Source organism: Carnobacterium sp. 1290_CSPC (assembly GCF_001053265.1).
Taxonomy (GTDB): domain Bacteria; phylum Bacillota; class Bacilli; order Lactobacillales; family Aerococcaceae; genus Aerococcus; species Aerococcus urinaeequi.
On sequence record NZ_JVVG01000068.1, the window covers coordinates 23489 to 44353 of the forward strand.

The 20865-nt window shown below is 39.4% G+C and carries 20 protein-coding genes and 3 pseudogenes; 21 read left to right on the forward strand and 2 right to left on the reverse strand.

Annotation, left to right across the window (positions count from 1 at the left end):
* Positions 1-289 precede the first annotated feature (289 nt).
* The 11 genes and pseudogenes from AC973_RS05915 to AC973_RS05965 all read left to right on the forward strand — a co-directional run.
* A complete protein-coding gene (locus AC973_RS05915) occupies positions 290-604 on the forward strand; it encodes an ArsR/SmtB family transcription factor (RefSeq protein WP_048728532.1) in 315 nt (104 codons plus the stop codon).
* Positions 605-627: 23 nt separating this feature from the next.
* Positions 628-1551: a cation diffusion facilitator family transporter gene (locus tag AC973_RS05920; RefSeq protein WP_048728535.1), complete on the forward strand. Its 924-nt coding sequence runs from the start codon at positions 628-630 to the stop codon at positions 1549-1551.
* 746 nt (positions 1552-2297) lie between these two features.
* A complete protein-coding gene (locus AC973_RS05925; protein WP_048728538.1) occupies positions 2298-3761 on the forward strand; it encodes an anthranilate synthase component I family protein in 1464 nt (487 codons plus the stop codon).
* 2 nt (positions 3762-3763) lie between these two features.
* Positions 3764-4351: an anthranilate synthase component II gene (locus AC973_RS05930; RefSeq protein ID WP_048728540.1), complete on the forward strand. Its 588-nt coding sequence runs from the start codon at positions 3764-3766 to the stop codon at positions 4349-4351.
* Entirely contained in the window at positions 4344-5372 is a 1029-nt protein-coding gene (trpD, locus tag AC973_RS05935) for an anthranilate phosphoribosyltransferase (protein WP_048728544.1), read from the forward strand. Before AC973_RS05930 ends, trpD begins: the two co-directional genes overlap by 8 nt.
* Positions 5369-6151: an indole-3-glycerol phosphate synthase TrpC gene (gene trpC / locus AC973_RS05940; protein ID WP_048728546.1), complete on the forward strand. Its 783-nt coding sequence runs from the start codon at positions 5369-5371 to the stop codon at positions 6149-6151. The genes trpD and trpC overlap by 4 nt, the downstream gene beginning before the upstream one ends.
* Complete coding sequence (locus tag AC973_RS05945) at positions 6151-6765, forward strand: phosphoribosylanthranilate isomerase (protein ID WP_048728549.1); 615 nt, start codon at positions 6151-6153, stop codon at positions 6763-6765. The genes trpC and AC973_RS05945 overlap by 1 nt, the downstream gene beginning before the upstream one ends.
* Positions 6758-7942: a tryptophan synthase subunit beta gene (gene trpB, locus AC973_RS05950; RefSeq protein ID WP_048728552.1), complete on the forward strand. Its 1185-nt coding sequence runs from the start codon at positions 6758-6760 to the stop codon at positions 7940-7942. Before AC973_RS05945 ends, trpB begins: the two co-directional genes overlap by 8 nt.
* Positions 7935-8705 carry a tryptophan synthase subunit alpha gene (gene trpA / locus AC973_RS05955; protein ID WP_048728555.1) on the forward strand — a complete coding sequence of 257 codons (771 nt, stop codon included), beginning with the start codon at positions 7935-7937 and terminating at the stop codon, positions 8703-8705. Before trpB ends, trpA begins: the two co-directional genes overlap by 8 nt.
* A gap of 666 nt (positions 8706-9371) precedes the next feature.
* The gene (locus AC973_RS10045) at positions 9372-9755 is read left to right on the forward strand and encodes a helix-turn-helix domain-containing protein (protein ID WP_172545084.1); all 384 of its coding nucleotides are present in this window, start codon (positions 9372-9374) and stop codon (positions 9753-9755) included.
* Positions 9713-10546 (forward strand): annotated as a pseudogene (locus AC973_RS05965) (IS3 family transposase); the annotation flags it as partial. The gene AC973_RS10045 and the pseudogene AC973_RS05965, both read left to right, overlap by 43 nt.
* Positions 10547-10669: 123 nt before the next feature.
* Here AC973_RS05965 and AC973_RS05970 read toward each other — a convergent pair.
* Entirely contained in the window at positions 10670-11050 is a 381-nt protein-coding gene (locus AC973_RS05970) for a VOC family protein (protein ID WP_048728562.1), read from the reverse strand.
* A 156-nt stretch (positions 11051-11206) separates the two neighbouring features.
* On the opposite strand from AC973_RS05970, the gene AC973_RS05975 reads away from it, so the two are divergent.
* The 3 genes and pseudogenes from AC973_RS05975 (at position 11207) to AC973_RS05985 (ending at position 13314) form a co-directional block, all read left to right on the forward strand.
* A complete protein-coding gene (locus AC973_RS05975; RefSeq protein WP_048728567.1) occupies positions 11207-12577 on the forward strand; it encodes a hypothetical protein in 1371 nt (456 codons plus the stop codon).
* A 254-nt stretch (positions 12578-12831) separates the two neighbouring features.
* A pseudogene (locus tag AC973_RS09695) lies at positions 12832-13008 on the forward strand (PTS lactose/cellobiose transporter subunit IIA); the annotation flags it as partial.
* Entirely contained in the window at positions 13009-13314 is a 306-nt protein-coding gene (locus tag AC973_RS05985) for a PTS sugar transporter subunit IIB (RefSeq protein WP_048728570.1), read from the forward strand. It begins immediately after the preceding pseudogene.
* 73 nt (positions 13315-13387) lie between these two features.
* Here the strand turns inward: AC973_RS05985 and AC973_RS05990 are convergent, their stop codons facing one another.
* Positions 13388-13870, reverse strand: a complete 483-nt coding sequence (locus AC973_RS05990) for an ECF transporter S component (protein ID WP_048728572.1) — start codon at positions 13868-13870, stop codon at positions 13388-13390.
* Between the two features lie 538 nt (positions 13871-14408).
* Here AC973_RS05990 and AC973_RS05995 point away from each other — a divergent pair.
* The 7 genes and pseudogenes from AC973_RS05995 to AC973_RS06020 all read left to right on the forward strand — a co-directional run.
* Positions 14409-14845 (forward strand): annotated as a pseudogene (locus AC973_RS05995) (pseudouridine synthase); the annotation flags it as partial.
* A 12-nt stretch (positions 14846-14857) separates the two neighbouring features.
* Positions 14858-15076 carry a hypothetical protein gene (locus tag AC973_RS10140; RefSeq protein WP_286131764.1) on the forward strand — a complete coding sequence of 73 codons (219 nt, stop codon included), beginning with the start codon at positions 14858-14860 and terminating at the stop codon, positions 15074-15076.
* Positions 15077-15225: 149 nt separating this feature from the next.
* Positions 15226-15957, forward strand: a complete 732-nt coding sequence (yaaA, locus tag AC973_RS06000) for a peroxide stress protein YaaA (RefSeq protein WP_048728575.1) — start codon at positions 15226-15228, stop codon at positions 15955-15957.
* Between the two features lie 285 nt (positions 15958-16242).
* Entirely contained in the window at positions 16243-16890 is a 648-nt protein-coding gene (locus AC973_RS06005; RefSeq protein ID WP_048728578.1) for a DUF6241 domain-containing protein, read from the forward strand.
* A gap of 152 nt (positions 16891-17042) precedes the next feature.
* Complete coding sequence (locus AC973_RS06010) at positions 17043-18227, forward strand: NADH-dependent flavin oxidoreductase (RefSeq protein ID WP_048728579.1); 1185 nt, start codon at positions 17043-17045, stop codon at positions 18225-18227.
* A 224-nt stretch (positions 18228-18451) separates the two neighbouring features.
* On the forward strand, positions 18452-20149 hold the full coding sequence (locus tag AC973_RS06015; protein WP_048728606.1) for a catalase: 1698 nt from the start codon (positions 18452-18454) through the stop codon (positions 20147-20149).
* 41 nt (positions 20150-20190) lie between these two features.
* Positions 20191-20751, forward strand: a complete 561-nt coding sequence (locus tag AC973_RS06020; RefSeq protein WP_157850743.1) for a hypothetical protein — start codon at positions 20191-20193, stop codon at positions 20749-20751.
* Positions 20752-20865: the final 114 nt, after the last annotated feature.

Genomic DNA, 20865 nt, shown 5'->3' on the forward strand with positions numbered 1-20865 from the left:
TAAAAGAAGAGAAGTATTCATGTAATTTCCATTGTCTCTGACTCCTTTCAGTTGTCCCATATGTAAATCGGAATCTTTACGTTTTACATATGAATAACAAATCATATGTCTATGCGTTCATTTTATAGTGCTCTATAAGTTTTGTCAAGACAAGATGCTTCTTATTCAAATGGACTACTATTGCTGATACAAAAGTCTTAATTTTGTCTATAAACAAAAAACTAGCATCGTTTTACTCATGTGGTATTATATATATGAATGGAAAATCATGTGAGAGGAATAAGAGCATATGGATACATCAACAACTTCGCCAATCAATAAAGAGAAGATCCAATCAATAAGCAAAGTATTCAAAGTGATTAGTGACCCTACACGCTTGTCAATTCTCTTTCTTTTACAGAAAGAAGAGCTCAGTGTTGGAAACATTGTGCTTGCATTGGATATGGAACAGTCCGCGATTTCACACCAACTAAAAATATTGAAAGATTCACGTTTAGTGAAGGCAAGAAGAGAAGGGAAAAGCATGGTTTACAGTCTTGATGATCTTCATGTTTTCAGTATTCTCGAACAAGTCTTAACTCATATCAATGAACAAGAACAATAAAAGCTAATAAGGTATAAAACTAAATGGAGGTTTTTAAAATTTCAAAGTCAGAGAAACAAGAAAATCACTCGCACCAAAATCAACCGAATAAGAATATTAAAATTGCTTTTTTCACCAACTTTATTTTTTCCATGATTGAATTTTTCTTTGGGGCTCTTTTCAATAGTGTGTCAATTATGTCCGACGCCGTTCATGATTTAGGAGATTCCATTTCTATTGGATTCGCTTGGTTTTTCCAGGGGTACTCAGAAAAGCAGCAAGATGAACAGTTCACTTTTGGTTATAACCGCTTTTCATTATTAGGGGCGTTGATAACTGGAGTAGTACTGATCGGCGGCTCATTTTTTATGATTTACCGAAGTATCCCACGTTTGATTGATCCGCAACCGGTTAATTACAGTGGCATGTTTTGGCTTTCACTCGTGGCTATTGGATTGAATGGATATGCGGCTTGGATTCTAAGCAAAGGGTCATCTAAAAACGAAGGCATGTTGAACCTGCATATGCTAGAAGATGTATTAGGGTGGATTGGGGTCTTGGTTGTGAGTATCGTAATGAACTTTACCGAGGCTTATCGATTGGATCCAATCTTATCGATTTTGATAGCACTCTATATCCTCTATAAAACTGTACCTGAATTTTTCAGTACAATGAAAATTTTATTGAACGGTTCGCCGGAAAATGTAAACGTAGAGAACCTGGCGAACTCCATTAACAATATTCCTGCTGTAAAGGACCTCTCTCATTTTCACATTTGGTCACTGGACGGAGAAGAAAATGCCCTTATCGTTACGGTTCTTATAGACTCTTCCGATATAAACAAGACTAGGGAAATCAAAGAAGAAATTGCAGAGCTTGCCCATACATCGGGTGTAAAGGATCATATCACAATAGAAATAACTACAAGTAAAGACGAACTGGAAAAAGGGTATGCTTATGGCAGTTAAAGTATTTATATATTGAAAAAAGGACTATTTTAAATCGAGTAGGAGACTAGCCAATTAATGGCTAGTCTCCTACTCGATTTATTAGTGCAAAGCACCCCTTAAATTTAATGCAAAATAAAATTACAATTTACACTTAATTGGCTTTTTTTACTTAATTTATCGGTTTCATAACTTATAGTTTTAGAAACCTTTCAAAGGATAAAATAATGAATTTTATTTCTGAGATACCTAAAATGGATAAAGAAGTTGCAATGAGCATATGATATGAATAATTAAGATATAATGATTTAAATATCCGTTCTTTAATGTTTTGTTAATAAAACCCTTGACTTCTTTTTGCCTGTCCCGTTATACTCTAGTTAATCGAATAACAACTTTAAACCAATGAAGTGGAGATAACGTTGTAACGTGCAGTTACAGGGAGTGGGGATTACTGAGAGCCTCGCACAACGCAGTGCATCAAATGGACCACGGAGGGCGCAGTTAAAGGAAGTGTATTTGGAGATAAACTTCTGATTATTCTGCGACGTGACGCATACGTCAGTTGCGAGGGATATGTTAGTATCCTGCAGAGTGTACAGGCGTAGTGTCTGTAAATTTAAGGTGGTACCGCGGATGTTTTTAGAGCACCCGTCCTTGACTTGTATTAGTCATGGATGGGTGCTTTTTCTGTTGTTTTCGCCCCAATCGTCATGACTAGCCGTAATTTTATGATTTCAATAATGAATTAAAAGGAGCGTACGACAATGATTAAACCAAGTTTAGAAGAGGCGAGACAGTTAGGGAAAGACCATACGATTATTCCAATTGCTTTAGAAATTTTTTCCGATGTAGCCACCTCAATCGAAGTGCTGAGAATGATCAGCAAACAATCCGACCACTTTTACCTACTGGAGAGTGTGGTGAATAAGGATAACTGGAGTCGTTATTCTTTTCTTGGCTATAAACCAAACTTGTCGATCTACTCAACAGACGGTCAAGTAACCGTGCAAGAGGGCAAGCATGAAGAAAGCTTCCAAGCAGATGATCCACTAGCACCCTTGAACGATATCCTTGACCGTTATAAGAGTCCAAGTATTGATTATTTACCGCCTTTTACAGGAGGTTTGGTTGGTTACTTGTCTTATGACTGCATCAAATATACGGAACCATCTCTACAGTTAACGAAAAATAACCCAGAAAATTTCCGGGACTACCATTTCATGTTGATGGATAAGGTCATTGCCTTTGACCACTTCCGCCAAAAGATTGTCTTAATCGTCAATATTGAAACCAACAAATTAGAAGAAAACTACATCCAAGGGGCTACAGACTTGAAGGATATGGAGCAGATGATTATGCGTCCAGGCCCAGTTCGCGAGGAGGACTTGACCCAAGAGGTTGGCGACTTTGAAGCTTTATTTAGCCAAGAAGATTACGAGCGTATCGTGGAGAAAATCCAACACCATATTGTGGAGGGTGACATCTTCCAAGCGGTGGTATCCAACCGGTTTAAGGCCCCATTTTCCGGGTCATTACTACAAACTTATCGCCTGCTTCGGACGATTAATCCGTCACCTTACATGGTCTACATGCATTTCGATGACTTAGAAATCGCGTGTGCATCACCGGAAACCCTGGTCTCTGTTCGTAACGGTGTCGCTTCATCCTTCCCATTAGCCGGTACTGTACCGCGCGGGGCAACGGATGCGGAAGATAGAGCATTAGTTGAAGGTCTCTTGCAAAATGAAAAAGAGTTGGCCGAACATGACATGCTTGTTGACTTAGCCCGCAACGATATCGGAAAGGTCGCTGAATTCGGTACGCTAGAAGTCAGTGAATATAGAGCTATCAAGCAGTTTTCACACGTCAGCCACATTTCATCCAAGGTAACGGCAAAAGTCAGACCGGACGCAACTTGTTTAGATGTCTTAAAATCGGCACTACCAGCGGGTACTTTATCCGGTGCTCCTAAGATTCGGGCCTGCCAATTGATTGATGAAATTGAAGATACCAAACGAGGCCCATATGGCGGTGCTTTGGGCTATATCGACTTTGCCGGAAACATGGACATGTGTATCGGCATCCGGATGTCTGTCTTGAAGAATGACCAAGTCTTTGTCCAATCTGGCGCTGGGATTGTGGCAGATTCAGATCCTGAAAAAGAATACTTAGAAACGAAGAACAAGGCCAAAGCCATGATGACAGCATTAGGACACGAGGAGGCGTAACCATGATTTTACTGATTGATAACTACGACAGCTTTACCTACAATCTCTACCAATTGATCGGCAAGAATACGGATGAAGCCATCCAAGTTGTACGAAATGACCAAGTCACCATCGATGAAATTATTGATTTAAATCCTTCACATATTGTGATCTCTCCTGGTCCAGGACGACCGGAGGATGCAGGCGTAACAGTGGCTGTCACCAAAGAATTGGCTGACCATTTTCCAATTTTAGGGGTTTGTCTAGGTCTTCAAGCGATGTGTCTAGCTTACGGGGCGGATATTGTTCATGCCCAACCGGCTGTTCACGGGAAACAGTCGACCATTCATGTGGCGAGTGGGAGTGAGATTTTTAGAGGGTTACCACCAGTTGTGCCAGTAGCTCGCTACCATTCACTAATTGCGGACCGACAAAGTATGCCGGATGAGCTATTGGTGATTGCCGAATCGGACAAGGGTGAGGTGATGGCTGTCCGTCACCGTAAACACCCAATGTTTGGCGTCCAGTTCCATCCCGAGTCGATACTGACACCTTCAGGCGAAACGATGATTCAGAATTTTCTTAAAGTAGGAGGAAATACACATGATTAACAAGGCGATTAATGAATTATTCTTAGGCAATGATTTATCTAAAGAAACGGCAGGCCAAGTCATGAATCAGATGATGGAAGGGGAAGCTACTGACAGTCAAATGGGTGCTTACCTTGCAGCTTTGCGGATGAAGGGTGAAACAATTGACGAAATTACTGCTTCAGCTGAAGTCATGCGTGATAAGGGACTTAAATTATCCGCGAAAAAGGACGTCCTTGATATTGTTGGGACGGGTGGGGATGAGCTAAACTCCTTCAATATTTCAACCATTTCTGCCTTTGTCGTTGCGGCTGCTGGTGTTGCTGTAGCTAAACATGGTAACCGGTCAGTATCGAGTAAATGTGGGTCAGCGGATGTATTGGAAGCCTTGGGCGCAAATATTTTCCTAACGGCGGACCAAAGTGCACAAATCTTAGAGGAAACAGACTTCTGCTTTATGATCGCCCAAACTTACCATTCAGCCATGAAACATGTGGCGCCTGTCCGTAAACAATTAGGAGCCCGTACCATGTTCAATATTTTAGGTCCCTTAGCCAATCCAGCTGGTGCAACCAAACAGTTATTGGGTGTATACGACGAGAAATTAGTGGAACCACTTGCTCAAGTATTAAACCAATTGAATGTGAAACGGGCTATGGTGGTTCACGGTCATGACGGCTTGGACGAAATTACAATTACTGATACCACAACTATTTGTGAAGTCAATGATGGTAAGGTGACTAGCTACTTTATTACCCCAGAACAATTCGGCCTTGAACGTGGTCAATTGAGCGAGCTAATCGGTGGAGACCCAGAAGAGAATGCTCAGATTGCTTTAGATATCTTAAACGGTGAACAAGGCGCCCGCCGCAATATCGTTGTCATGAACGCGGCTTGCTGCCTGTACATGGGTAAAGATGAATTGTCTTTACGAGACTGTGTCCGTCTAGCTGAAGAAATGCTTGATTCAGGAAAGGCTAAAGCCAAATTGGATGAATTTATTGCCGCAACAAAGCGTATTGGTCAGGAGGTCATTGCATGAGCATCTTAGATGAAATCGTCCTTTCCCGGGGGAAAAGGGTAGCCGAGGACAAGCTGAAAACACCTTTGGAAGAATTGTTGGTGACTTTTCCAGACCGTCATTTGCCACCATTTGCTTTTGAACAAGCCTTGAAAGAAGGGGACATGTCCTTTATATGCGAAGTGAAAAAAGCCTCGCCATCAAAGGGTTTAATTGCTAAAGAGTTCCCTTATGTGGACATTGCCAAAGATTACCAAGCGGCTGGGGCGACGGCCTTGTCGGTTTTAACAGAAGAAGATTATTTCCAAGGGCGCAACCAATACTTACAGGAAATTAGCCAAGCAGTGGCTATTCCCATTTTGCGGAAAGACTTTGTGATCGACCCTTATCAAATCTACCAAGCTCGGGCAATCGGGGCGGACGCTATACTATTGATTTGTGCAATCCTAAGTCCAGACCAGTTGGCCGCATACATTGCCTTAGCGGACGAATTGGGCTTGTCGGTTTTAGTGGAAGCCCATGATGCGGATGAAATTGCTATGGCCATTGAAGCTGGTAGCCGAATTCTCGGGGTCAACAACCGGAATTTACATAACTTTGAAGTGGACTTCCAAAATTCGATTCGCTTGAGAAATCTGACGCCGGATGACACGGTATTTGTTGCTGAGAGTGGGGTTAAGACAGCAGCGGATATCAAATTATTGCATGACAACCGAGTGGACGCGGTTTTAATCGGTGAATCTATGATGTTGGCTGAGGATAAGCAAGCGAAATTAAGTGAACTTAAAGGGGCCTTGTAATGGTTAAAGTGAAAATTTGTGGCTTGAGACGGCCGGAAGATATTGAGGCAGCAAATGCGGCTAAACCAGATTATGTGGGTTTTATCTTTGTACCAGAAACCAAGCGGTATGTGGCGCCTGACTTAGCGGCAAGTTTTAGACGTGATTTAGCGGCGGATATTCAAACGGTGGGCGTTTTTGTAAATGCCCCAATTGAAGAGATTGTGGCGATTTGTCAGGCGGGGACTATTGATTTAGTCCAGTTACACGGCGAAGAAGACCAGGCTTATATTGCACATTTGAAGGGTCAAGTTGACCAACACATTATCAAATCGGTTGCGGTTGGGGATGAATTGGTGGTAGATCCAAATCAAGCTGACTATTTATTATTCGACAGCTTGAGTCCTAGCCGCGGTGGTTCAGGGAAGATATTTGATTGGCAAATGGTGTCAGCATACCAAGAGAAGCCCTTTTTTCTGGCTGGAGGTCTAGGGATTGGAAATATTGAAGAGGCCTTAAAAGTGGTTCGGCCTTATGCGGTAGACGCATCGTCGTCACTTGAAACAGATGGGGTCAAAGATCCAGTGAAAATGCAGGAATTCGTAGCGAAAATACGGGAGGTAACACATGACTAATGGTAGATTTGGCGACTTTGGTGGCCAGTATATTCCAGAAACCTTGATGGCGGAAGTGCAACGGGTGGAGGAAGCCTACAATTTTTATAAAAATGATCCAGACTTTCAGAGAGAATTGACTGCTCTATTGAATGATTATGCGGGTCGTCCGTCGCGTTTGTATTATGCAGAGAATATGACGGCTGATTTAGGCGGGGCTAAGGTCTATCTAAAAAGAGAAGACCTGAACCATACCGGGTCGCACAAAATTAATAACGTCCTAGGGCAAGCCTTGTTGGCGAAAAAAATGGGGAAAGCCCGTTTAATTGCAGAAACTGGGGCTGGTCAGCACGGGGTGGCGACAGCAACTGCTGCAGCTTTATTGAAGATGGAATGTGAAATTTTTATGGGGCAAGAAGATACAGACCGCCAAGCTTTGAATGTCTTTCGGATGGAATTGTTAGGGGCTAAGGTGAACAGCGTGGCTAAGGGAACCAAAACCTTGAAGGATGCGGTAAACGAAACGATGCGGGAGTGGAGTAACCGGGTGGAAGATACGCATTATGTACTAGGCTCTGTCATGGGGCCTCATCCATATCCAACTATGGTGCGGGACTTCCAAAGTGTGATTTCTCGTGAAATTAAAGATGAATTCCAGAAAAGTCATGGGCAATTGCCGGATGCGGTCATTGCTTGTGTGGGTGGTGGGTCTAATGCTATCGGGACTTTCTACCACTTTATTGAAGACGAAGGTGTTCGTTTAATTGGTTGTGAGGCGGCTGGAAAAGGGATTCATACCACTCAACATGCAGCGACTATTGCTAAGGGGACGAGAGGTGTTTTCCACGGTATGAAGAGCTTGTTTTGCCAAGATGAATACGGTCAAATTGCACCAGTTTATTCTATTTCAGCGGGGCTTGACTACCCAGGGATTGGGCCAGAACATGCCCGTTTAAATGAAGTTGGCCGTGCGGAATACGTACCAGTAACAGATGATGAAGCGGTGGCAGCTTTTGAATACCTATCTAAGATGGAAGGGATTATTCCAGCAATTGAATCTGCCCACGCTGTGGCTTACGCCCAAAAATTGGCCCCAACCATGTCACCAGACCAAAGCATCGTGATCTGTTTATCAGGACGCGGGGACAAGGATGTGGCAGCCATTGCCCGTTATAAAGGAGAAGAGATTTATGAGTAAAATAGCTGAAGCATTCCAAGATAAAAAAGCCTTTATTACCTACTTAATGGCCGGCGATCCCGATCTAGACCAATCAGCTGAAAATATCCTAGCTGCCCAAGAAGCAGGGGCTGACTTGATTGAAATCGGGATTCCTTTTTCAGATCCTATTGCTGAAGGGCCAGTCGTAGAAAATGCGAGTGTTCGGGCCTTATCAGCAGGGGTGCGCTTGAATAATGTCTTTGACATGGTAGGTAATTTAAAAGATAAAATGCATGTACCTTTAGTTTTTATGACTTATTTAAACCCGGTTTTTGTATACGGTTATGACAATTTCTTTGCCAAGTGTCGGGAGATTGGGATTTCAGGTATTATTATTCCCGATTTACCTTTTGAGGAACAGGAGGAAGTGAAGGTTGTCGCAAGTCATTATGGTATTGAAGTTATTACCTTGATTGCCCCGACTTCTAAAGACCGGATTAAGGAAATTGCCAAAAAAGCTCAAGGCTTCATCTATCTAGTGTCGTCTATGGGTGTTACTGGTGTGCGGTCTAATATCACGACGGATATATCAGCGATGGTTGCTGAAATTCGCGCAGTTTCAGATATTCCAGTAGCAGTCGGTTTCGGGATTAACCAGCCAAGCCAAGTGAAAGATATATCAGCCAAAGCAGATGGCGTCATTGTAGGGAGCGGGATTGTGCGTCTAGTTGAAGCTCACGGTGAAGAAGCGAAGTCTTACATTTATGACTACGTTCATGAGATGCAAGCAGTCCTAAGATAGAAAGTTCTAGGAAATATTGGTACTAGTTGATGTTTTTGAAGAAAATACCGCTACTCCACCATGAACAATGCAAGTAGGCTAGAACCATCTTCTCAATCTATAAAGAGAGCATATATACAATTTTTTTCACGAGTAGGTAACCCTTATTACACTACATTTATACATATCTTGAAGCGCACGAAATGGGTATTTCAATAGGCGTGAAAGCATAATAAAAAGGCGTTACCCTAGCGAGTGATATGCTCCCCCTAAAGTAGACACTTAAAAAAGAAAAATTACTTTAGGGGGATTTTTATGCGTTCAAACAGTAAACATACAACTGAAGAAATCGAAAGATATATTTTGATGTATCTGAATGAAGGAATCAGTTTCAAAGAATTAAAAGAAGCCTATGGTTTATTAATTAATTGGACGTCCTTTTGGGATAAAGTCTTAAGATACCAAGAGCATGGAATTAGTGGGATTCAAGTTAAATCTAAGTACAATAAATATAGCAAAGAATTTAAGGACTTAGTCGTGAAAGAATATTTAGAAGATAGATTACCTATAGGTCAGCTAGCTGTTAAATATAATATCCCAAAAGTTGATACTGTCAGGAGCTGGATAAACAAGTATACTAAAGGGGAAGAAATGAGGAGCTATTCTCCAAAATCCGAGGTGTATACGATGACAGATAAAAAATCAACACAAGAAGAAAAAATCAAAATAGTCCAAGACTGCCTAGCTAATAGTTTATCTTATAAAAAAACTGCTGAGAAGTATCAGGTATCCTACAATAACGTGTATTCATGGGTTCAAAAATATAAGAAGCATGGTCCTGACGGACTAGTAGATGGACGAGGTCGCGGCAAACCAAACTCTGTTCAAACGGAAGAAGAAAGAATCCGGGCTGAAAATGCAGCTTTAAGAGCACGAAATGAGTATCTAGAAACGGAGAACGTAGCGTTAAAAAAGTTAGAAGAAGTGGAAAGAGAGTTGATGTCACGCAAACGAGGTATGAAGCGGAATACCAAACGATCAAGAAACTACAAAAAGAAGGATACAAAGTAATCCATCTCTGTGATGCTTTGGGTGTGAGCAGAGCGGGTTATTATAAGTGGTTGAAACGCAAGCCGACTGCGTCGGAAAAACGGCTTCGAAAGCTTGTTGAATTAATCCTTCAAGTCTATGAAAAGCATAAAGGTATTTATGGCTATCGTCGAATAACTATCTATCTGAACTACTTCATGAACGCTAAAGTAAACCATAAGTGTGTCTATCGTTTGATGAAATTACTGAACTTGAAAGCTGTTATCCGTCGGAAACGATATCGTTACAAGCCCCACAATCCTGCACATATCGCCGATAATGTCCTCAATAGAGAATTCCGAAAGGACTATCAATCGATGGAAGTCTTATTAACCGATGTGACTGAATTTAAGTATGGAGAGAACGCCAAAGCTTATCTTAGTGCCATATTGGATTATGGCGAAAATAAGATCGTAGCCTTTAAACTATCGAAACGTAATGATAATGCCTTAGTTCGTGATACAGTTCGCCAAATTGAAGACAAGATTATATCAACCCAAACGCTTATTCATAGCGATCGGGGATATCAATACACGTCATACGACTTTAATAATTTTGTGAAGAAACATCAACTCACCCACAGTATGTCTCGTGTGGGGAAATGCATTGATAACGGTCCAATGGAGAACTTTTGGGGAATTATTAAAGAAGAAATGTATCGGCTGAAGACTTATGTGAGCTTTGAAGAATTAGAGAATGATATTAAACAATATATTGGGTTTTATAACACTCAACGGGTGACGTTAAAAATGGGCTTAAGCATTCCGGCATAAAAAAAGCCATGGATGAAAAGTATCATACATGGCACAAAAATTTTGTTTATTTACCTGTCTACTTGACAGGGTGCAGTTCAGAGTAAACTAGGGTAGCGCCTTTTATTTTATTGGAATGGGTGATTATTTTTGACGTTTAACTTCGATACGATAACCATCTGGGTCAGTGACGAAGAAGTATGATGGTGTGCCACCTGAAAGGCCTTTTAAGTCACCAGTTTCATAAGCAGATGCTTTACAAATTTCATGCATAGCTTCTAAATCATCAACAGTAACACCTAAATGACTAAAGCCGTCTCCAATAGTATATGGCTCTGCATCATAGTTGTAAGTCAATTCGATTTGGACATTTGAACCTGGTGAGTTTAAGTAGATTAAATCAAATTTATTCTCCGGAAACTCTCTGCGGCTAGCTACCTCAAAATCAAATAGATTTGTATAGAAGTCTAAAGTCGCATCAATATCTCTAACACGTAAACAAATTTCAACAAGAACTTGGCTCATTCTAAATACCTCCGTTATTTTTGATTAATTTCATCATAACATAAAAGATAATAGCGGTCGCATGATATGAATTGACTGAAAAAGGTAGGATGTGATTGTATTCCCTGTAACTTTTAATATAATATATATAATTAAACAGTTTGGGAGACGATTGATATGACGGAGAACACACCATCAAAGAATAATGAAGTTACTGTTATGGTTGATTCCTCAGGAAATGAGCTACAATTTGAGAACGCGTCAGAAGGCAAAATCAGTTTCGGTAAAAAATTTAAAGAAGTTAATTTAGGTACTACTTCATTAATAGGGGGAAGTTTAGTAGATGCGGGAGTATTTTTTAAGACCAACAGTATGGCATTTGAACAAATCTTAGAAGCTTATCCAAATGGCTTATATACAGCTACAGTAAGTCCTGAAAAATTATCTCATTTTAAAGTTGATAATACCTTTACGACTATGGTGAGAGACAGCGAAAATCATTTAATTGGTCATGCTGGGTTTTCTGAAATAAATATGCCAAACTCTATTAACCCTGCAATGGTTTTAGGAATCGGTATGCAAGTCATGGCTTTTGCTTCAAGTACCTATTATCTTAATGAAATTAATAGTCAAATTTCTGCTATTGATGAAAAATTAGACGTGCTTTTTAATATGCATGAAGATGAAATTATAGGCAAGATAATATCTGCAAGTAAAGGTTTACTAGAAATTGCTAAGCGTAAAATGGTAGATCAAGCGGATATCGGTCAAATCAGACATCTTAAAATTGAAATTACGAGTATCTATGAACAGTTCCAGCAAAGATTGAAACGATATGAACAAGAGTTACTGGAGAAGAATAATCAAAAAACAGAAGACAAATTGATAAGTGATATTAACTATGCAATAAAATATGCCTTTGAAGCAGATAAATTATCCTTATATGCTGATTTAATAGAAATTAGTGTTCGAATAAAATTGGGTAATTCAAATGAATTAATTAAAGCGCGAGCTGAAGAACTTAAAGAAAAATTTGCGGATAGTTTCTATTTAAATTATGAAACGAAACTACAAGAGATCTATGATGTCATCGTTCAACAAAAAAATGAAGAGTTGGCCCATAAAACGAATCGACTAGAGGGATCTGAGAAATTTCTGGAAAGTTTTAGCGAAAAGTCTAGCAACTTACCGTTTTTGAAAAAGGATAAGAATGAAGACAAAGCTAAGAAAAAGGGATTAAAATTACCTGGACAAGTCGAGAAGTTTTCTGGGTCTGTTGGACAGTTTTCAAAAAATATTGGTGAGGCGTCAAGTAAGGGGCTTAAGTCCGTCGTAACAGGTTTGCCTAAGCGAGAAGTGGCCAAAGTTGAAGAAAGACTAATCGATATAAATCAGAAATTATTGACTACTACTGAAGCTTTATCTCGTAATAGAGACATCGATGAAATGATAAATGAAGTCATCTCTTTGCCTAATCAAGATCAAGAGTTGCTATATATCGTAACAGAAGATAATGAGCAACGATTATTCATACCTGAAAGGGTCTAATGATACGGAAAATAAAACGTACATTTGAATCTGGCGTGTAAGTATAAATAGTCCAAGCAGTTTAAAATAAATTGCTTGGACTATTTTTTCATGTTATTCCCTTCATATCCTAACTGTTAGGATGCGAGTTCGACGGCTTTTTTCAGGTCTTGGGTGTAGTTTTTGAGTATTTCTTTGTTTACCCGTGATAAGGGGCCAACAATAGACTAAGCAACTTGTTTGAAAAAGCTGACGTACATCTCTTAGCCTGAGCAGCGCTGATTGAAGCCCACCACGCCCAAACTGCTTTGTTAACCCAAGAAGCAAGTGGCGATCCAGTTGCCTTGTCGTTACTGATGGTACACGGGCAAAATCACTTATTTACCGCCATCACCTTTAAAGATATGGCTAATGAAATCATTGATATTTATCAAAAATTGGAGGTGAAATAAATGGTAGATACAACAATTATGTTAGTCTGTACTTCAGGAATGAGCACGAGTTTACTTGATTCAAAAATGAAGAAAGTAGCCGAAGATAAGGGAATAGACGTAGAAATCTTTGCGGCCTCAGCCTCAGATGCCGACAAAAATATTGACGTCTTAATGCTTGACCCACAAGTCAAATATATGGAAAAAGAATTCGCTGGTAAGTTAGCTGACTCACTTACTAACTTAGCCGTCATCAACATGCAAGATTACGGCAAGATGAAGGGTGAAAAAGTCCTTAACGAAGTACTAACAATGTTAGGACAATAGCTATCAAATCAAAAATGACCCCTAACTCGAGGTTCGAGCTAGGGGTCATTTCCTTTTTAACTATGTATTCAACCTATAAGTAGCGTTCAATAACTGGTTTTAACCGGATACTGATTGGAATAGCGATCAAGACCCCTACACCAGATTGTAGAATGTTAGTGAACAAGCCAGCAATCGCTGCAGCAGCCGTTCCATATAAAATCCAGCTAGCAATCGCATAACCGACAATCATCACAACTGCGGATAAGACTAAGTATAATACTTTTTCTTTACGGCCTTTATCTTTAGCTAAACCAGCAATATACCCTTGCGCACCATGGATAAGTGCTGAGAAGATAATCCACTGTGCATATCCTGAGAGTAAGTCAATTAAACCACCACTCATAGCACCGACGACTAAGCCCCCTATTGGCCCAAACACCAGTGAAGCTGTAACGATACCTACATCGGCAAATGTGAAGAATCCATTTGATGCAGGAATAGGAATAATGATAAATAAAGAAATGGCTACAACTAATGCCGCCGTAACAGCATAAAATGCATATTGTTTTTTCATATAAATTTCCTCCCTAACCATATTAAATTAAAAACTTCTATATAAATAAAATTTTTATTAGATAATATGTATGATTTTAATCCAATATTTACCTTATCATTTGCTGAGAAATAAAGAAAGATGAATAAAACGTTTTCATTTTTATCGTAGAAAAAAATATAATAGCGGTAACTGGATGAAATTTATTCTTAAAGGATTAGCTATTATCGATTGCTTATCATAGATTATTCAATAACTCAAAAAGCCAAAGAATGCAATAAAATGTCAAGGGTTCTTATAAAGCAAAACATATTGCTGTAGCTATGTTATAAAGATGACATAATTTTAAGGCTACTATAAAGAGATGTATCTAACACTAATATTGAAGAACCAAATATGTACTGGTAATGGGTCTTTCTAAACACCGTCAGCATGAGCTTCTACTACTTTATAATATGTAAAATTACCGATTGTTATTTATAAAAAATCTATCTAAGTTAGGGAAAGCTAACACGATATGCTATGGTGGGACCATTATGTTTGTAAAGGAGTAGAAGCAATGGATGTACCAATATTATATGAGGATAATCATTTATTGTTGGTTCAAAAACCAGTAAATATACCAGTTCAAGAAGACCAAAGTGGAGATAAGGATTTATTAACTTATCTCAAAGAGGATATTAAATACCGTTATCAAAAACCGGGCAATGTCTATTTAGGTTTAGTACACCGTCTAGACCGCCCGGTTGGTGGCGCGATGGTATTCGCCAAAACTTCAAAAGCAGCGTCAAGATTATCTGACCAAGTACGGCGTAATGATATGGGTCGAACTTATTATGCAGTAGTTCATGGCATACCTAAGCAAGCTAGTAATCGGTTGGTCGATTATCTATATAAGAATCGCCAGAAGAATATCGTATCCATTGTTTCAAAAAACCACAAAGAGGGAAAAAGGCTGTCCTAGATTATAGTGTTATCGCATCTAAAGACGGACTCAGTCTAGTTAGTGTGCAATTACAGACCGGTCGCCCCCATCAAATTCGGGTCCAACTGGCAGGTATGGGGACGCCCATTTGGGGAGATCAAAAATACGGTCAACATTATAGCCATGTAGGTCAGCAGATTGCCTTGTGGGCACAAAGTCTAACATTAGAGCATCCGGTTAAAAAAGTACCACTCACTGTTGAGTCACCACTACCAGAAGCCTACCCTTGGGCTATTTGGTAGCATAGCGCAACTTGTTAAACAATTTTTTCTTATAATTTAAAAGGAATAAAAGTTTAACTACTCGCAAGTGATAAATGAACTTAACATGGCGAAGTCTAGCGTAATCAGCTAAACTAATGACATAGATTTAAAAGTAAGGACGAGTGAACATGAAAATTATTTTTTCCCCAGCCAAAGAAATGAAGCTAGATCAAATATCAATAGATCAACCTATGTATTCAAATACCACCGAAGCTATTATCCAAACCTTACAAACTTTGTCAGATGAACAATTAAAAAAGCTTTACAAAATTTCAGACCAACAAGTGTCACAAGTTAAAGATTATATACGACATTTAAATGAGGGTGATGCATACCCAGCCTTATCTCTATACAACGGTCTAGCCTTTCGCCAAATTGATGTGAATACAGGTGATCCCGCGATTGCGGAATATTTAGACCAACACTTGCGTATCCTATCTGCCTTGTATGGACCTTTAAAAGCTTTCGAACCTATCCGACCTTATAGACTTGATTTCAACACTTCGCTAAAAATTGGTGGCCAAAACCTGCGTCAAATATGGGGTAGTGAGTTTAATCATTTTTTTGAAAAAGAGGAGATTATTTTAAATCTGGCTAGCCAAGAGTTTTCAGCTATGCTGGAGAAAGAACGCTACATTTGGATTGATTTTGAATTCTATGAATGTGATGCGACAAAAGCGAGTGGTGTAAAAAAACATGCTACTATTTCAAAAAAAGGACGAGGGAAGATGCTGCAATTCTTAGCGGAAAATCAAATTAGAGATATAGCAGCTATTAAAGAATTTTGCTCAGACGGTTATCAATTCGACTCAGAACGCTCAAATGATAGAAGAATCGTCTTTATGAAATTAAAAAACTAAATATTAGGTGATTATATGATAAAATGATGAAACATATTAAAAAATACTGAAAGGTCTAATTGGGAGGATCAAGTTGAAAGTAATTTTTAAAGTGACACGTCATAAATTTGACTGGAAGTCAGCACTTGGTTGGGCAGGTATTATTGGGTTGATCATTAAATGTCTATTTTTCTAGCTTTAGAAGTTAGCTTATTTCCAAGCAAAAATTCAATTGTTGTTGGAATGGCAAATTAGGTATTTAAGTGAGTAGATATTATTGAGGAAAAGTTTTGGGAGGATATTTCATTGAAGAAGGTATTGAGCGCATTATTAATATTCCTATCATTTATATTGGCGGGGGCTATCGTTGCAGTAGTATATTTTAGCGTCAGTGATGCAGAAACTGGGAGTTCATCTGCTTCAACCAGTTCAGTAGCATCATCATCAAGTTCGCAATCATCAGCTTCTAGTTCGGCGGAGAGTAGCTCATCTGAATCACAAGAGAGGGAATCTTCTGGATCAGATGATAGTGTGGCGTCAGAGATTCAACAGGCACTGGCTTCAGAAGCAGAAACAAAGGTTTTATTAGGAAGAGAATTATATGATAGTTGGATCTATCTAGATATCACGGAAGAAAGTACTTTCTTAACGGCTATTCACTTTATGACACATCAAAAAGTTTTAGCTGATTCAAAGCAAGGTGCTTTAGAAATTACCCCAGAAAGAATTTCTATCATGCTTCAACAAGCTGAGGCATTTAGCGAATCTGTCCACTATCCATTCTTCATTGAAATTTTGAGTGCTTGGGATGCAGGTGACTTTTCTAATGCCGTTTATGCCCATAACTATGTGTGGAACGCGCAAGATGGTAATATTGGAGAAGCATATGGCTTATTTGATGAAAGTCAGGAAGCTGAGTTTGTTCAAGCAAACTTTAGAGATATAGCGTATTAATTATGTTGAAAGCCTATGTTGACAGAAATGTGGCATAGGCTTTTATCATGCAATCAGTTAACTTACTCAAGTCGATTTATTTTACATATTCTATAAATTCTTTATGATTTAAAGCAGAAGATGACAATAAACAGCTAAAAGGAGCTATAAGTATGACGAATAAACTAACCGACAAAGTAACCCTACGTCACGGAGCCGTTTTAAATAACCGGGTAGCCATGTCACCCATGCAATCCCAATCCGGTAAACGCAACGGATTTGTGAGCGACGATACCTTGAAATATTACGGTGCCCGGTCACAAGCAGGAGGCTTAATCGTCACTGAATTTCATTATGTGAGTGAAAATGGTGGGCCAGCTTACCATCCAGGGTATCCTGAACAATTAGCCGCTTATTCTGATGCGCACCTGGACGGTTTAACTAAATTAGCCACTACTATGAAAAAAGATGGTAACAAAGCTATTTTACAAATTCATCATGCTGGTCGAGCGGCTGTTGGACAAGCCCTTTCAGGACAAGATGTTGTTGCACCTTCAGCTATCGACTTTGATTTCTTGTCCTACCCAATCCGCGCATTAACCGGACAAGAAATTGAAGATATTATCCAAGACTTTGGCCGTGCTACGTCACGAGCAATTAAAGCAGGTTTTGATGGAGTGGAAATACATGGTGCTAATCATTATTTAATTCAGCAATTCTTCTCAGCACTGTCGAACCACCGTACTGACAAATGGGGTGGAAGTTTTGAAAAACGTATGGCCTTTCCATTAGCAGTTGTGAAAGAAGTGAAACGAGTAGTAGCAGAAGAAGCGCCAAGTAATTTTATTATTGGTTATCGACTTACCCCTGAAGAAATTCATGGTTCAGAAGTAGGCTATGACTACAAAGAAGCGACAGCTTTAGTAACTGAAATCGTTAAAAATGAGCTAGACTATATTCACTTATCTTTATGGGGTGGTTATGCATCTACACCAAGTGGAGTTGACCAATCCTACGCTGCATTATTCAAAAACGTCTTAGACGATGAAACCAAATTATTGGCTGTGGGTGGTGTCTTTGACGAAGAAAGTGCTAAAGATGCGATAGAAAATTATACTGATATTGTTGTTGTTGGCCGTGGTACGCTAATAGATCCACAACTTGGACTTAAGATACAAGAAGGACGTGGAAATGAAATTTTCCATGAAATTAGCCCAGAAAATATGGCATATGTCTCATGGACAGAGGGACTAAAAGAAGCATTTACTAAAGAAGATTCATTAGGTTTACCTCCACTACCAGGTGGTGAAACGATAAGACACTTACATACAGGTCGCTACGATATGTTAGGGAAATAAATGATAGTATTTTAGAAGCGTTCATATGAACGCTTTTTGTACATGATTGTTCTTTTTGAAAATAATCACGTGCATCTATAAGTTAGGTAAATACATATTAATCAAGGCATTATATAAGACAAATGTTTTTTATTAGTTTAAAATAAGCAAAATTTTTGAGTGGGTTTCTAGCTAGTGTTACCCTTAAAGGAACAAAAATAGGAGGTTTTATTTTGAATAATCCAATGTCTAAAAACGGACTAGTAAAAAATAGTGTAAGTCGAAACCAAGTGGTCCCTGGTAACCCTGCAATGCATACTGATGAAGGGGCACCGGTGATTAATAATGATGATACCATGACAGCTGGCCGTCGTGGACCAAGCGTATTACAAGATACTTGGCTACAAGAAAAGCTAGCGAATTTCTCTCGGGAAGTTATTCCAGAAAGACGTATGCATGCAAAAGGTTCTGGTGCATTTGGTACATTTACGGTAACAAATGATGTAACAAAATATACTAAAGCGAAGGTTTTCTCTGAAGTGGGTAAACAGACAGAAATGTTTGCACGATTTTCTGAGGTAGCAGCTGAACGCGGTGGTGCGGATGCAGAACGTGATATTCGCGGATTTGCGCTTAAGTTCTATACAGAAGAAGGTAACTGGGATATGGTTGGGAATAATACACCAGTCTTTTTCTTACGAGATCCTAAACACTTTATTGATTTGAACCGTGCAATTAAACGTGATCCAAAAACAAATATGCGTAGTTCTAATACGAATTGGGATTTTTGGACATCACTACCAGAATCACTGCACCAAGTGACGATTACAATGAGTGACCGTGGTATCCCATCTTCTTATCGATTTATGCATGGTTTTTCTTCGCATACTTATAGTTTAATTAACGCGAATAATGAACGTGTATGGGTGAAATTCTTCTTCCGTTCTCAACAAGGTATTCAAAACTTAACTGACCAAGAGGCAGCCCAAGTTATTGCAGAAGATAGAGAGTCACATCAACGCGACTTATTTGATGCGATTGAATTTGGCCAATATCCAAAATGGACATTGTATTTCCAAATTATGACTGAAGAAGAAGCTAAACAAGTAGATTTTAATCCGTTTGACTTAACGAAAGTATGGCCAAAAGAAGACTTCCCGTTTGTTGAAGTAGGGGAAATGGAATTAAATAAAAACCCTGAAAACTATTTCCAAGACGTTGAAGAAGCTTCATTTAACCCTGCTGCTTTAGTTCCAGGTATCGGTGTTTCACCAGATAGAATGCTACAGGCACGTTTATTCTCATATCCGGATGCACAACGTTACAGAATAGGTGTTAATTATCATCAAATCCCAGTGAACTATCCGCGTGGTGTAAAAGATTTCCACCCGTATAGTCGTGATGGTCAAGGTCGTATGGATGGAAATGGTGGTGGACAAATCCATGTTGAGCCAAATTCATATGGTAACTGGAAAGATCATAAAGATATGGCTGAACCACCAATGGATGCAGGTGATGTAGATTATTACGATTTCCGCGGGGATGATAATGACTATTACACTCAACCAGGCATTTTATTTAACCGAATGACTGCAGAACAACAGTTAGTTTTATTTGAAAATACAGCACGTGCAATGGGTGATGCTACGTTACAAATTAAGCACCGTCATATCAACAATTGTTATCAAGCAGATCCAAAATATGGTGAAGGAGTAGCAAAAGCACTGGGCATTGACATCAATGACGTTGACCTAACCCCAACGCCAAGAGACTCAGACCAAGCTAACCGTGAAGCCAATGCACGTGGTGCGGAAAACCTAAATGTGCCAACTGAACCTGCACAGCCAGCATCAGTCAATGATTTACCAGAAGAAGGTCGTGATACCAACGTTCAAGAACCAACAAGCTTAACAGGTATTATGGACGACCCGTTCGTCTTGTAATCTGCAACAGTTACTTGCTAGATATTTTTTAGGAGGAAATTATGATGAAAAAAGGACTTTACCCCGTAGTCGGCATGGGTATATTTGCCACATTAGTAGCCAGCTTACTTGGCACAACAACCATTTCAATGGGACTAGTTATGGGTTTGATGGTATTCGCCCTAATGGTTGCGAGTACCTTGCAAGCTATCTTGACCAAAGAATATGACGCTCAGGTACAAGCAGCATCAACAACTATTATCGGTTTAGTGATGGCCATTCTTGGTCACGTCGCCCTATCATTCACAGGTTTAGGTAACTTGTTAGCTGGATCAGCCGTAGCCATCACCGGTTTCGTTGCTGTAATTGGTGTTGTGACTTATACGGTAGCCACACTTGTTGGTCAAACTGCTTCTGGCAAAATGACAGCTAAACGCCAATCTGCCTTCAGCAAATGGACAAAAGGCCTACTTGCAGTGAGCACAACTGCTACACTTGTACACATGATGGCCTTTGACTTCTTGCGTGAAAATGCTGTCTTCATGAGCTTAGTTACTTTTTATGTCGTACTAACGATAGTTGCATTCGTGTATACCAACAGTAGACAAACTGTAAATGTGTAAAAAATGAAAAGAAATCTCCAAGAATTAACTAAATGGTTAATTCTTGGAGATTTTGGTTCTTTTACAAATAGTGTTGGTAAATAATTTCAAATATCGCGAATACGTTATTTAGTA